Source organism: Pseudomonas sp. KSR10 (assembly GCF_022355455.1).
In the GTDB taxonomy this organism is placed as follows: Bacteria; Pseudomonadota; Gammaproteobacteria; order Pseudomonadales; family Pseudomonadaceae; genus Stutzerimonas; species Stutzerimonas stutzeri_E.
Genome location: NZ_JAKOEN010000016.1, coordinates 195,595 through 209,033, shown reverse-complemented (window position 1 = coordinate 209,033; position 13,439 = coordinate 195,595). Strand labels below are relative to the sequence as shown.

Below are 13,439 nucleotides of genomic sequence, written 5' to 3'. Positions count from 1 at the left end.
TCAGTTCCCTACCGTCAGGCTGGCATCAAGAATGGCCAGCACCAGCTGCTGGAAATCCAGCCCCGCAGCACGCGCCGCCATCGGCACCAGGCTGTGATCGGTCATCCCCGGCACGGTGTTCACTTCCAGCAGCCAGAAAGCGCCGGCACTGTCCTGCATGACATCGACACGGGCCCAGCCCTGGACCCCTACGGCTTCGCAGGCACGCGCGGAGAGATCTTTGAGTTCCTGCTCTTTGACCACGTCCAAACCGCAGGGAATGCGGTACTGGGTATCGTTGGCCACGTACTTGGCGTCGTAGTCGTAGAAGGTGTGAGGGGTGCCCAGACCAATCGGTGGAAGTACTGCGCCGCGCAGCGTGGCGATGGTAAATTCAGGCCCCTGGATCCATTGCTCGACCAGCACCTGAGCATCGTAGGCACTCGCTGCGCGCCAGGCAGCGATCAGCTCAGCGATGCCGCCAACCTTCGCCATACCGATGCTGGAGCCTTCATGCGCCGGCTTTACGATCAATGGAAAGCCCAGCGTTTCTGCTGCGGCTTGGCAATCAGCCTCGCTCGCCAGCACGGCATGCCGCGGCGTGGGCAGGCCGAGGCTCTGCCAAACCTGCTTGGTACGCAGTTTGTCCATGGCCAGCGCCGAGGCGAGGATGCCGCTACCGGTATAGGGAATCCCGGCGCATTCGAGCAGGCCCTGCATGCTGCCGTCCTCACCGCCGCGCCCGTGCAGTACGATGAATGCACGGTCGATGTGCTCACTGCTCAGGCGCGTCAGCAGGTCTTCACCGACATCGATGCCGAACGCATCGACGCCCGCAGCCTGCAACGCAGCTAGCACCGCGGCGCCAGATTTCAAGGACACCTCGCGCTCGGCGCTCTTGCCGCCGAAGAGCACGGCAACCCGGCCGAATGCCTGGGGATCACGAGTCGATTGCAGGGCAGTCATTCGCTTTTCCTCGTGGCGCTTGTATCGCCAGCAAACAGGGGGCTTTTGATGAGTTGGGGGGCCAATCCGCCGATATCGCCAGCGCCCTGGCAAAGCAGGATGTCGCCCGGGCGCAACAGCGGTTTGACCAACGGGGCGAGCTCGATACCCCGCTCGATATAGATCGGGTCGAGTTGCCCGCGCTGACGGATGCTGTGCGCCAGATGACGACTGTCGGCGCCCGGAATGGGCTCTTCGCCGGCAGGATAAACCTCCATCAGCAGCAGCACGTTGGCGTCGTTCAGCACTTGCACGAAGTCGTCGTACAGATCGCGGGTCCGGCTAAAGCGATGGGGTTGATAGACCATGACCAGTCGGCGCTCGGGCCAACCGCCACGAACCGCCTGGATCACGGCAGCCACTTCACGCGGGTGATGGCCATAGTCATCGACCAGCATCACGCTGCCGCCGTCCACCGGCAGCTCGCCATAAACCTGGAAGCGCCGGCCGACGCCACCAAACTGCGACAACCCTTGAACGATGGCCTCGTCGTCGATGCCTTCATCGGTTGCGATGGCGATGGTGGCAAGGGCATTGAGCACGTTGTGGTTGCCTGGCATGTTGACCGAGACATCGAGCGCATCGAAACCATCGCGCAGTACGGTGAAGTAGGTGCGCATCCCTTCCTGGCGGATATTGATGGCCCGTACGTCAGCATCTTCACGGGTACCGTAGGTGGTGATGGGTCGACCCACCTGAGGAATGATCTCGCGCACCACCGGATCATCCACGCAAAGCACAGCCAGTCCGTAGAACGGCAAGTTGTGCAGGAATTCGACAAAGGTCCGCTTCAGCTTGCCGAAGTCACCGCCGTAGGTGCTCATGTGGTCGGCATCGATGTTGGTCACGACCGCGACCATCGGCTGTAGATGCAAGAAGCTGGCGTCGCTCTCATCGGCTTCGGCAATCAGGTAGCGGCTGGTGCCAAGCTGGGCATTGGTACCCGCTGCGGTCAGACGACCGCCAATGACGAACGTCGGATCCAGCCCGCCGGCGGCGAACACCGAAGCCAGCAGGCTGGTGGTCGTGGTTTTGCCGTGGGTGCCGGCGACAGCGATGCCGTGACGATAGCGCATCAATTCGGCGAGCATCTCGGCGCGAGGCACCACAGGAACCCGCTGCTCAAGGGCGAACGCTACCTCGGGATTGGCCGCGTTTACCGCACTGGAGACCACCAGTACATCAGCCCCGGCTACGTTGCCGGCCTGATGGCCGATAAAGATCTGCGCACCGAAATTCTGCAGGCGCTCAGTGCTCGCGGAGGCTTTCAGATCAGAACCTGAGACATCATATCCAAGGTTGAGCAGCACTTCGGCGATACCGCACATGCCGACGCCGCCAACCCCGACGAAATGAATCCGGCGAATACGGCGCATGCGCCGGACTTCAGCCTTGACCGCTGCTGGGGACTTAGCCATGCGCCACCTCCAGGCAGATATCGACGACAGTGCGGGTGGCATCCGGTCGAGCCAGGCGACGTGCCGTGGCTCCCATGGCTTTGAGTTTTTCCGGCTGCATCATTACCTCGGTCAGCTGCGCGGCCAGCACGGCAGCATCGGTTTTTGCTTGGGGGAGAAGAACGGCTGCGCCCTCCTTCGCCAGGTACTCGGCGTTGCGGGTCTGGTGATCGTCGATCGCATGCGGCAGCGGCACCAGAAAAGCCGGCAATCCGGCCGCCGCCAGTTCACATACGGTCAGGGCGCCAGCGCGGCAGATCACCAGATCGGCCCAGGCGTAGGCACGTGCCATGTCCTTGATGAAGGGGGCAACTTCGGCCTCGATCCCCGCAGCGACATAGCGCTCCTGTGTGAGATCGGCGTGCTGCTTGCCGGCCTGATGGAACACTTCGGGACGCAACTCCTCTGGCATCTGGCCGAGCGCTTCCGGCAGTAGCTTGTTCAAGGGTTCGGCACCCAGGCTGCCCCCCAGCACCAACAGCCGAGGCCTACGGCCGAGCAGCGTCTGCCTGGGCGTTTCGAGAAACAGCTCGTGACGCACCGGATTGCCGGTCGTACGCCGCTTGGCGCTCTCGCTGAAGGTATTCGGGAAAGCCTCGCAGACCCGCTGCGCAAAAGGCACCAGGCTACGGTTGGCGGTTCCAGCGACGGCGTTCTGCTCATGGATGATCAGCGGCACCCCGGCAAGCTTCGCTGCCAGGCCACCGGGACCGGTCACGTAACCACCGAGCCCCAGCACGCAGACCGGCTTGATATCGCGCATGATGCGCCGTGCCTGACCGAGCGAACGCAGCAGCTGGAACGGCGCCTTGAGTAGAGAAACCAAGCCTTTGCCGCGCAGACCACTCACTTGAATCAGATGCAACGGCAAACCTGCTGCGGGAACCACTTCGTTTTCGATGCCGCGAGACGTTCCCAGCCAGTGCACGCTGTAGCCGCGACTTTGGAATTCGTGGGCGCAGGCCAGAGCCGGGAACACGTGTCCACCAGTCCCGCCAGCCATGATCAGCACGTTAGCGCCCATGGATGGCCTCCTTGCCCTTCAGCACAGGCACTTCGGCAAAATCATCTTCGCTGAACTCAGCATCTTCGCTGCCCAGTACGGTGCGGCTCTCCCACTCGATGCGCAGCAGCAACGCCACGCTGGCGCAGGTGACAACCAGCGAGCTGCCGCCATAGCTGAGGAACGGCAAGGTGAGCCCCTTGGTCGGCAACAAACCGATGTTCACACCGACATTGATCAGAAACTGTCCGAGCCAGAGGAACGCCACACCCCAGGCGATATAAGCCGCGAAGAACTGCCGTGCTCGCTCGGCCGCCAGCCCGATGTACAAGGCGCGCACCCCCACAAAGGCGAACAGCAGAACGGTCAGGAGCGCCCCAACCATACCCAGCTCCTCGGCCAGGACGGAAAAGACGAAATCGGTATGGGCTTCGGGCAGATAGAACTGCTTCTGGACGCTGTTGCCCAGCCCGACGCCCAGCCATTCGCCACGGCCGAACGCGATCAGGGCCTGGGTCAATTGATAGCCGGAGCCGTACTGGTCGGCCCAGGGATCGGTGAAGGTAATCAGCCGCTGCAGGCGGTATTCCTGAGTCTGCACCAGAATGAATACCGCGCCGACAGCCAGCAGGACCAACAGGCTGAACCGGATCAAACCGACCCCGCCGAGAAAGAGCATCGCCACCGCCGCGCCCATCATCACAACGGTCGCACCGAAATCTGGCTCGAGCAGAAGCAGCATTGCCATCGGCAGCAACACCAGAAACGGCTTGAGGAAGCCCCACATACTCTCGCGCACTTCCTGTTGTCGGCGCACAAGGTAGCCGGCGAGGTAAACCACGACGAAGAGCTTGGCCAGCTCGGAAGGCTGCACGTTGAAGGCGCCGAAGCCGATCCAGCGCATGGAGCCGTTGACCTCGCGGCCGATGCCCGGAATCAATACAAGGATCAGTAGCGCGAAAGCGCCCAGCAGTAGCATCCAATCCAGCCGTTGCCAGGCTGACAGCGGCACCAGCAGCACAGCAGCGGCTGCGACCAGACCAAGCAGCAGATACACCAGATGACGGACCATGTGATACATCGAGTTGCCGGTATTTACAGCGGCGACTTCGGAAGATGCCGAGGTGATCATGACCAGGCCCAAGCCCAGAAGAGCCAAGCAGCCGGCGAGCATCGGAAAATCAAGATCCACACCTCGACGGCCGAACAGCGGCGATGGTGCGTTGCGCAGGAACGAGAGCATCAGCTGAGCGCCCCCACCGCAGCGGCGAACTGGCGTCCGCGATCTTCGAAGTTTTCGAACATGTCAAAGCTGGCGCAGGCCGGCGAAAGCAGCACCGCATCACCGTGTTGTACCAGCTTGGATGCCAGTTGCACGGCTTGCTGAAGGGTCTGAACACGATGAATCGGCGCAGCCCCGTCAAGTGCCGCTGCGAGCTGATCGGCATCGCGTCCCAGCAGCACGACTTCCCGGCAATGACGCGCGACCGCGCTGTGTAATGCCGAAAAATCGGCGCCTTTGCCGTCGCCTCCAGCGATCAGGACCAACTCGCCGCCGATATCGCTACCCAAGCCATCAATGGCGGCGAGCGCAGCACCGACGTTGGTCGCCTTGGAGTCGTCGTAATAACTGACGCCCTTGCGTTCACCGACCCACTGGCAGCGATGGGCGAGCCCGGCGAAATTACGGAGAGTAGCGAGCATCGGCTCGAACGGCAGCCCCACCGCGTGCCCCAAAGCCAAGGCCGCCAGGGCGTTGGACTGATTGTGGGCGCCGCGAATCTTCAACTGATTAACTGGCATTAACGCGTCGAACTGGAAGGCGAGGTATTTTTCGCCGTTCTCCTCGAACAACCCGAAGCCCTTGAAGTCGGGCTTGCCTAGGCCGAACGACCATGCTGGGACATCATCAGCAATCAGAGGACGGCTGAGGCGATCGTCGCGGTTGATCACAACCTGCCGCGCACCGCGGAAAATTCGGTGTTTGGCCTGGTGATAGGCCGGCAATCCGTCATAGCGATCCATGTGATCTTCGCTGACGTTCAGGCAGGTTGCGACTTCAGCATTCAAGCGGTCGGTCGTTTCCAGCTGGAAGCTAGAAATCTCGAGCACGTAAAGTTCGACGTCATCATCGAGCAGATCCAATGCCGGCGTGCCCAGATTGCCACCCACGGCCACCTTGCGACCGGCAGCTGCTGCCATTTCACCGACAAGGCTGGTCACCGTACTTTTCGCGTTCGAACCAGTGATCGCGATGATCGGCGCCTTGGCTTCGCGGGCGAACAACTCGATATCACCGGCCAGCTTCACGCCTTTCGATGCGGCGACCTGCAGAGCCGGTGTGCTGATCGGCAACCCGGGACTGACCAACAGTTCGCTGGCCCGGCAGAGAAACTGCGGATCGAGCTCGCCGCAACGAACTTCAACGGTCGGGTATTGCGCCTGCAGAGTGGCCAGCTCCGGCGGGTTCGCGCGCGTATCGGCAACGGCAAACGGTACCCCACGGCTCGCCAGGTAGCGAACCAGGGACATACCGCTCTTGCCGAGACCTACGACGATGCGGAACTGATCGGAAGCGATGAGCACTCTGTATTACCTCAATTTCAGCGTAGCGAGACCGACCAGCACCAGGATCACCGTAATGATCCAGAAGCGCACGATTACCCGAGGTTCGGGCCAGCCTTTGAGTTCGAAATGGTGATGGATCGGCGCCATGCGGAAGACCCGCTTACCGGTCAGCTTGAAAGAGGCCACCTGGATGATCACTGACAGGGTTTCCATCACGAATACGCCACCCATGATGAACAGCACGACTTCCTGGCGAACGACCACCGCAATGGTTCCCAGCGCGGCACCGAGCGCCAAAGCGCCGACATCGCCCATGAATACTTGCGCCGGGTAGGTGTTGAACCAGAGAAAGCCGAGTCCGGCACCGATCAGCGCCCCACAGAACACGATCAGCTCACCCGCGCCGGGGATGTAGGGAATCAGCAGATAGTCGGCGAAGTTCACGTTGCCGGACAGATAGCAGAAGATGCCGAGCGCGCCTCCGACCATCACCGTCGGCATGATCGCCAGGCCGTCGAGCCCATCGGTGAGATTGACCGCGTTGCTGGAGCCGACTATGACGAAGTAGGTCAGCACCACGAAGCCGATTCCCAACGGAATCTCAATGTTTTTCAGCAGGGGCAGGATCAAAGTGGTCTCGACCGGCGTCTGCGCTGTCAGATAAAGGAAGATTGCGGCGCCGAGACCGAATACCGATTGCCAGAAGTACTTCCAGCGGCTCGGCAGACCACGCGAGTTCTTCTCGATCACCTTGCGGTAGTCATCAACCCAACCGATCGCGCCGAACAGCAGCGTGACGGCAAGTACCACCCATACATAGCGGTTAGCCAGATCGGCCCAGAGCAAAGTGCTGATGGCAATGGCGCTGAGGATCAGAGCACCGCCCATGGTTGGCGTTCCGGATTTGGACAGGTGCGTTTGCGGACCGTCAGTCCGTACGGCCTGCCCGATCTGGCGCAGCTGCAGCGTGCGGATCAGCCACGGTCCCATCCACAGCGAGAGGACCAGCGCCGTCAGTACGCCGAGAATTCCACGCAGCGACAGGTACTGGAAGACCGCGAAGCCCGTGTGGAATCGTTGCAGATACTCGGCGAGTAGCAGCAGCATCAGTGTTTCTCCATGCCGGACGCGGAAAGCGCTGCGACGACCTTGTCCATCGCGGCGCTCCGTGATCCCTTGATCAAAATGGTGGTGGCGTTGCCCTGCTCCAGCCGCAGCGCTTCGATCAGGCTTTGCTGATCGGCGAAGTGACGGCCTCCGGCTCCAAAGGCAGTGACGGCGTGCGTCATCAACGGCCCAACCGCAAACAAGGCGCTGACCTTGCCGACGGCGTAACTGCCCACCTCGCGATGCCCCTGTTCAGCCCAATCACCCAGCTCGCCCATGTCGCCCAGCGCCAGCACGGTGCGTCCGGCAAAGCCGGCCAGCACGTCGATGGCCGCGCAAATGGAGGCCGGATTGGCGTTATAGGTGTCATCGATGAGGCGTACGCCATTGCCGAGCATCTGCGCGACGCCTCGGCCTTTGACTGGCTGCAGATTTTCGAGTCCTTCCACTATGTGCTCGCGCGTGACCCCCAGCGCATGCGCCGCGGCTGCAGCGGCAAGCGCATTGGCCACACTGTGGCGGCCGAGCAAGTTGAGCTGGATACGCACGGACCCGGATGGGCCGGTCAGGACGAAGTTCGGGCAACCACGCTGATCATAGGCAATCGAAGCGGGATGGAAATCAGCCAGCGGACTCTGTATCGCGAAACTCACCACACGCTTGCCCGCCGCCCTCCGCTCCCAGGTCGGATAGGCGCGATCGTCGCGATTGAGCACCGCGACGCCATTGACGTCGAGCCCGTCGAGTATCTCGCCCTTGGCCTCGATGATTTTCTCAGGCCCGCCGAACTCGCCCACATGCGCAGTGCCGGCATTGGTAATCAAGCTGACATCCGGCTGCGTCAGGCTGACGGTATAGGCGATCTCTCCAACACGCGACGCACCCAGTTCGATAACCGCAGCCTTGTGCTGGGGAGCCAGTTCCAGCAGCGTCAGCGGAGCGCCAAGATCGTTGTTGAGATTGCCGCGAGTGGCCAATACCGCATCGGCACCAAAGGCCGCGCGCAGAATGCTGGCGAGCAGCTCCTTGACGCTGGTTTTGCCACTGGAACCGGTGATCGCGGCGACCGGGCCAGCAAACCCGGCACGGTTCAGTGCGCCTAATTGGCCTAACGCTATGCGGCTATCCGCGACGACCAACTGGGGCAATGCAACACTCTCCACATGCCGCTCGACCAAGGCGGCAACGGCCCCTTTGGCCGCGACTTCGGCCAGGTAGGCATGACCGTCGAAACGAGGACCGGTCAAGGCCACGAACAACTGTCCCGGCTCAATGGCGCGGCTGTCGGTGCTAACCGAACTGAACGCCACATTGGCATCGATCAATTTGGCCGATAGCGGCTCGATCAGGTCACTCAGGCGCATGGCTTCAAGCATCGGACCCCCTCCAGGCAGCCAAGGCAATCGAGGCCTGGTCGAGATCGGAGAACGGCAGGCGCTCACCCTTGATCTCCTGATAATCCTCATGCCCCTTGCCGGCCAGCAGCACGACGTCGTCCATTGCACTGTGAGCAATGCACTTGGCAATCGCTTCGGCGCGACCGGGAATAAAGGTGGCGCGTTCGGGATCGCTGAAGCCGGCACGAATCTCGTCGAGGATCTGCAATGGATCTTCGTTGCGCGGATTGTCATCGGTCACCACGATGCGATCAGCCAACCGTTCGGCCACATCGGCCATCAGTGCTCGCTTGCCGCGGTCACGATCGCCGCCACAGCCAAACAGGCATAGCAATTTGCCCCGGGCATGCGGACGCAGGGCATCGAGTACTTTTTCCAAAGCATCGGGCGTATGGGCGTAATCAACCACCACCAAGGGGCGGTCGCCGCCACCAAGACATTGCATACGACCGACGGGCCCGTGAACTTCGGGCAGCACGGCGAGAATCTCATCCAGCGGGTAGTTCATTCCCAGCAGAGCGCCCACCGCTGCGAGCAGGTTGCTCACGTTGAAGCGACCCAGCAACGGGCTACGCAGAGAGCGTTCACCTTGAGGGGTAACCAGACGGGCACGAATGCCGTTATCGTCCAGCTGCGCTTCCGGGCAATAAAGATAGGCGGAGGCGTCGTCCAGGCTGTAGGTGATGAGCCGCGACTCCGAACGCTCTGCCGCAAGAGCACGCCCGACGGAATCATCCAGGTTGACCACTCGGCAGCTGAGCCCAGGCATCTTGAACAACTGAGCCTTGACCGCCGCGTAGGCTTCCATGGAGCCGTGATAATCCAGGTGGTCGCGAGACAGATTGGTGAAGACAGCCACATCGAACGCCAAGGCGGCAACCCGCCCCTGCGCCAAGCCATGGGACGAGACCTCCATCGCTACGGCTCGCGCGCCCTGCTTGCGCAGGTTGGCCAGGTTCGCCTGTACGCCGATGGCGTCGGGAGTGGTGTGCTGGCCAAGCACCAGCTCGCCATAGAAGCCAGTGCCAAGGGTGCCAATGATGCCGCAACGCTCGCCCAGACGATCCAGGGCCTGGGCTATCAGGTAGGTCACACTGGTCTTGCCGTTGGTGCCGGTGACACCCACCAGATGCAGGCTGCGGCTTGGCTCTCCATAGAATCGTCCAGCAATGGCGGAGAGCTGCTCCGCCAAGTGACGGACCGGCACCAGCACGGCGCTCGCCGCGCTCATTTCAGTAGCGCCTTCGGCTTCGTAGGCGATCGCCGCCGCGCCACGGGAAATCGCATCAGCAATGTGCACGCGGCCGTCTTGCTGGTGACCGGGCACAGCCAGAAAAAGATCGCCCGGGCGCACCTTGCGACTGTCCAAGGTCAACTCGCGAATGAGAGTACCACTCGCAGCCTGGGGGAGTAGCTGATTCAGGGGCATAGGCATCAGATCCGCCCTCCCTTCGTCTTGGCCGTCTCGGCCGTCTGGATTTCTTCCGGAGGAGGCAGGTTGTCAGGCGCGATGTTCATCAAACGCAGCGCGCCGGACATCACACGGCTGAACACCGGAGCAGATACCAGACCGCCGTAATAACCGCTCTTGCTTGGCTCATCGATGACCACCGCAACAGCAATGCGTGGATCTTTCATAGGCCCGAAACCGGCGAACATCGAACGATAGGCATTTTCCTGATAGCCCCGACTGCTGGCAGAGGCCTTACGCGCGGTGCCGCTCTTGCCGGCCACGTGATAACCCGGCACTTGGGCGCGAAAGACGCCACGCGGAGCCTCGATGACTTCCTGAAGCATGCCTTGGATGGTTTCGGCCACCTCAGGCGAGATCACTTCGGCGCCTTCGGGCTGCCGATCCACGCGCGTGAGCGACATTGGCACCAGGCGGCCATCGTTGGCCAGCGTGCTGTAAGCGTGCGCCAGCTGCACGGCAGTTACCGAGAGGCCATAACCATAGGAAAGCGTGGCGGTCTCCGCCTGACGCCATTCCCGGTAGCTGGGTAGGTTGCCGACTCGTTCACCGGGAAAACCCAGGCCAGTGTCCTGGCCAAAGCCGACCTTGCGCATGACTTCATGAATCGCCGTACCGCCAATATCGAAGGCAACTTTGCTCATGCCGACGTTGGAAGAATTGATCAGGATGCCGGTCAGGCTCAGCTCACGACCTTCGGTTCTGGAGACGTCGCGAATGGTATAGCGCCCGATGCGCAACGATCCTGGCCAGACCTCGACGACATCGCTGGGCTTCCAACGGCCCGTTTCGAGGGCCGCGCTCATGGAAATAGGTTTCATGGTCGAACCCGGCTCGAACAAGTCAGTCATTGCCCGATTACGCATGGCGTCCGGCTGAAGGTTGCGGCGATTGTTCGGGTTGTAGGTCGGCTGGTTGACCATGGCCAGCACTTCCCCCGTCTTTACGTCGAGCATGACCAAGCTGCCCGCCTTGGCGCCGAACTCCAGCAACGCATTGCGTAGCTCTCGGTGCGCCAGGTACTGCAGACGCAGGTCGATGGACAGCGCCAGAGCCTTGCCGGCCTTGGCGTTTTTGACTACCTGTACGTCCTTGATCAGCCGCCCGCGGCGGTCCTTGAGGACTTGGCGCTTGCCGGGGACACCCGCCAGCCACTCGTCATACGCCAGTTCCAGCCCTTCACGACCACGGTCATCGATGTCAGTGAATCCAACCACCTGAGCCGCAACCTCTCCAGCCGGGTAGAAACGGCGAAACTCTTCTTGTGAATAGACACCAGGTATTTTCAGATCCAACACACGCTGGCCCTGCTCTGGCGTCAACCCACGCACCAGATAGATGAACTCGCGCTCGGCTTGGTCCTTGAGACGCTGCTGAAGAGATGCCGGCTCCTGCCCAAGGGCCTCAGCCAGCTCTGCCCAGCGCCCTTGAGCGACCTGGAGCTCGCGCGGATTAGCCCAGAGCGTGGTTACCGGCGTACTCACAGCCAGGGGCTCACCATGACGATCGGTAATCAGCCCGCGATGCGCAGGAATGGGAATATGCCGCACACTGCGGGCGTCGCCTTGGGTTTTCAGGAAACCATGGTCGACTACCTGCAGATCGACGATTCGCCACGCGATGACACCAACCATCAGCGTCAACAAGGCGAGAACGATACGAAAACGCCAAGGATAGAGCGCCCCTTCAAGCCTCATCATGGCGCCACCAACCTGACTTCAGCCGCTGCCGGGATTTGCATCTTCAACTGATCGGCGGCCAATGTCTCGATGCGGCTGTGAGCCGTCCAAGTGCTCTGCTCCAGAATCAGACGGCCCCATTCAGCCTGCGCCTTGTCGCGCACGCTGAGTTCGCCATACAACTCATTGAGCAGCTGGCGATTCCAGTGCGCACTATAGGAGACAGCTATCGCCGACAGCAGAACGGCAATAAACAGCACCAGCATCAGCAGGCTGCCGTTGGGCATGGCGCGCCGGAGCTGGTTCACCGCAACTTCTCCGCGACGCGCATCACGGCACTGCGTGAGCGTGGATTGGCCTTGACCTCTTCGGGTGACGCATATTGCGGCTTGCCCAGCAATTTCAGGCGTGGCACGAATTTCTCGGGAATGATCGGCAAATCACGCGGCAGACTATCGGCCTCACCCTTGGCATGACGACGCATGAATTGCTTAACGATGCGGTCTTCGAGCGAATGAAAGCTGATCACGACCAGCCGACCGCCAACTTCGAGTGCCTCGAGCGCAGCCTCAAGCCCCGCCTCCAGATCGCCCAGCTCGTTGTTGATGAAAATGCGCAGACCCTGGAATGCACGAGTCGCCGGGTTCTTGCCTTTTTCCCAGGCAGGATTGGCGACGGTGAGCACCTGAGCGAGATCGGCCGTGCGCTCGAAGGGCCGTTCGACACGACGCTGTACCACAGCACGCGCCATGCGTTTGGCGAAACGCTCCTCGCCGTACTCCTTGAGTACCCGGGCGATATCGTCCTCGCTGGCCGTGGCGATCCACTCGGCGGCGCTAATCCCGCGACTGGGATCCATGCGCATGTCCAAAGGACCATCATTAAGAAAACTGAAGCCGCGCTCGGGATCATCTAGTTGCGGTGAAGACACACCGAGATCCAGCAGTACACCGCTGATGGTGCCGGTCCAGCCACGCTGTGCAACCTCGGCGCCGAGCTCGGCGAAACTTCTTTGCACAACGACAAAGCGGCCATCCTCGGCCGCCAGTGCTTGCCCCGTAGCGATTGCTAGCGGGTCCTTGTCAAAGCCCAGCAAACAACCATCAGGCCCAAGCTGCCGCAATAACAGGCGGCTATGCCCTCCACGCCCGAAGGTACCGTCCAGATAGCGGCCATTCGCGCGCACAGCGAGCGCCGCAACAGCCTCGTCGAGCAACACGGTCACATGGTTATAGCTGCTGGTCTGGTTCACAGGATTAAGTCGCGCAATTCTTCCGGCAAGCCGCCGGGTTGTTTAATGGCCGCCAGGTCCGCATCTGCTTGCGCGTTCCAGTCGTCCTCGTTCCACAGGCTGAACTTGTTCAGCTGACCAACCAACATGGCCCGTTTGTCCAAGCCCGCGTATTCCCGCAAACGCGGCGGCACCAACACGCGGCCGCTGCCATCCATTTCCAGATCCACCGCGTTACCGATCAGCAAACGCTGCAACCGCCGACTTTCCTCTCGCAGCGAAGGAAGTTCGCGGAGTTTGGCTTCGATCTGCTCCCATTCTGGAAGTGGATATATACAGAGGCAGCGATCAACGGCGTCGATGGTGATGATCAGCTGGCCTTCGCAGCGCGAAACGAGCTCGTCACGATACCGGCTGGGCATAGCTAGCCGCCCTTTGGTATCGAGACTGATGGCGTTTGCTCCGCGAAACACGGCTGCGCTCCCCTTGACTAGCTATTCATATCCATAATTACCCACTTCATTCCACTTTCCGCCACTTCT

The 13,439-nt window shown here is 61.4% G+C and carries 12 protein-coding genes; all 12 read right to left on the bottom strand.

What is annotated here, in order from left to right; translation table 11 throughout:
• Genes MCB86_RS07985 through mraZ form a run of 12 tightly spaced genes read right to left on the bottom strand, consistent with a single transcriptional unit; the run spans position 1 to position 13,370 of the window.
• Positions 1-945, bottom strand: a complete 945-nt coding sequence (locus tag MCB86_RS07985; protein WP_045163459.1) for a D-alanine--D-alanine ligase — start codon at positions 943-945, stop codon at positions 1-3.
• Positions 942-2,402 (bottom strand): UDP-N-acetylmuramate--L-alanine ligase, encoded by a 1,461-nt coding sequence (gene murC / locus MCB86_RS07980; RefSeq protein ID WP_045163460.1) that lies wholly within the window; start codon positions 2,400-2,402, stop codon positions 942-944. The genes MCB86_RS07985 and murC overlap by 4 nt, the downstream gene beginning before the upstream one ends.
• Entirely contained in the window at positions 2,395-3,465 is a 1,071-nt protein-coding gene (gene murG / locus MCB86_RS07975; protein ID WP_239610532.1) for an undecaprenyldiphospho-muramoylpentapeptide beta-N-acetylglucosaminyltransferase, read from the bottom strand. Before murG ends, murC begins: the two co-directional genes overlap by 8 nt.
• Positions 3,455-4,687: a putative lipid II flippase FtsW gene (gene ftsW, locus MCB86_RS07970; RefSeq protein WP_045163462.1), complete on the bottom strand. Its 1,233-nt coding sequence runs from the start codon at positions 4,685-4,687 to the stop codon at positions 3,455-3,457. The genes murG and ftsW overlap by 11 nt, the downstream gene beginning before the upstream one ends.
• A complete protein-coding gene (gene murD / locus MCB86_RS07965) occupies positions 4,687-6,030 on the bottom strand; it encodes a UDP-N-acetylmuramoyl-L-alanine--D-glutamate ligase (RefSeq protein WP_345772239.1) in 1,344 nt (447 codons plus the stop codon). Before murD ends, ftsW begins: the two co-directional genes overlap by 1 nt.
• A 6-nt stretch (positions 6,031-6,036) precedes the next feature.
• Positions 6,037-7,119, bottom strand: coding sequence for a phospho-N-acetylmuramoyl-pentapeptide-transferase (gene mraY, locus MCB86_RS07960; protein ID WP_045163464.1), 1,083 nt, complete (start codon positions 7,117-7,119; stop codon positions 6,037-6,039).
• Positions 7,119-8,495: a UDP-N-acetylmuramoyl-tripeptide--D-alanyl-D-alanine ligase gene (murF, locus tag MCB86_RS07955; protein ID WP_239610531.1), complete on the bottom strand. Its 1,377-nt coding sequence runs from the start codon at positions 8,493-8,495 to the stop codon at positions 7,119-7,121. The genes mraY and murF overlap by 1 nt, the downstream gene beginning before the upstream one ends.
• On the bottom strand, positions 8,488-9,951 hold the full coding sequence (locus MCB86_RS07950; RefSeq protein ID WP_239610530.1) for a UDP-N-acetylmuramoyl-L-alanyl-D-glutamate--2,6-diaminopimelate ligase: 1,464 nt from the start codon (positions 9,949-9,951) through the stop codon (positions 8,488-8,490). Before MCB86_RS07950 ends, murF begins: the two co-directional genes overlap by 8 nt.
• Positions 9,951-11,684 carry a penicillin-binding protein 2 gene (locus tag MCB86_RS07945; RefSeq protein WP_239610558.1) on the bottom strand — a complete coding sequence of 578 codons (1,734 nt, stop codon included), beginning with the start codon at positions 11,682-11,684 and terminating at the stop codon, positions 9,951-9,953. Before MCB86_RS07945 ends, MCB86_RS07950 begins: the two co-directional genes overlap by 1 nt.
• The gene (gene ftsL, locus MCB86_RS07940; RefSeq protein WP_045163468.1) at positions 11,684-11,974 is read right to left on the bottom strand and encodes a cell division protein FtsL; all 291 of its coding nucleotides are present in this window, start codon (positions 11,972-11,974) and stop codon (positions 11,684-11,686) included. The genes MCB86_RS07945 and ftsL overlap by 1 nt, the downstream gene beginning before the upstream one ends.
• Positions 11,971-12,918 (bottom strand): 16S rRNA (cytosine(1402)-N(4))-methyltransferase RsmH, encoded by a 948-nt coding sequence (gene rsmH / locus MCB86_RS07935; RefSeq protein WP_045163469.1) that lies wholly within the window; start codon positions 12,916-12,918, stop codon positions 11,971-11,973. The genes ftsL and rsmH overlap by 4 nt, the downstream gene beginning before the upstream one ends.
• Positions 12,915-13,370, bottom strand: a complete 456-nt coding sequence (mraZ, locus tag MCB86_RS07930) for a division/cell wall cluster transcriptional repressor MraZ (RefSeq protein ID WP_045163470.1) — start codon at positions 13,368-13,370, stop codon at positions 12,915-12,917. Before mraZ ends, rsmH begins: the two co-directional genes overlap by 4 nt.
• Between the last annotated feature and the right edge of the window lie 69 nt (positions 13,371-13,439).

Coding starts and splice junctions, on each gene's coding strand:
- MCB86_RS07985 (WP_045163459.1), bottom strand. CDS start 945: ATGACTGCCCTGCAATCGACTCGTGATCCCCAGGCATTCGGCCGGGTT.
- murC (WP_045163460.1), bottom strand. CDS start 2,402: ATGGCTAAGTCCCCAGCAGCGGTCAAGGCTGAAGTCCGGCGCATGCGC.
- murG (WP_239610532.1), bottom strand. CDS start 3,465: ATGGGCGCTAACGTGCTGATCATGGCTGGCGGGACTGGTGGACACGTG.
- ftsW (WP_045163462.1), bottom strand. CDS start 4,687: ATGCTCTCGTTCCTGCGCAACGCACCATCGCCGCTGTTCGGCCGTCGA.
- mraY (WP_045163464.1), bottom strand. CDS start 7,119: ATGCTGCTGCTACTCGCCGAGTATCTGCAACGATTCCACACGGGCTTC.
- murF (WP_239610531.1), bottom strand. CDS start 8,495: ATGCTTGAAGCCATGCGCCTGAGTGACCTGATCGAGCCGCTATCGGCC.
- MCB86_RS07950 (WP_239610530.1), bottom strand. CDS start 9,951: ATGCCTATGCCCCTGAATCAGCTACTCCCCCAGGCTGCGAGTGGTACT.
- MCB86_RS07945 (WP_239610558.1), bottom strand. CDS start 11,684: ATGAGGCTTGAAGGGGCGCTCTATCCTTGGCGTTTTCGTATCGTTCTC.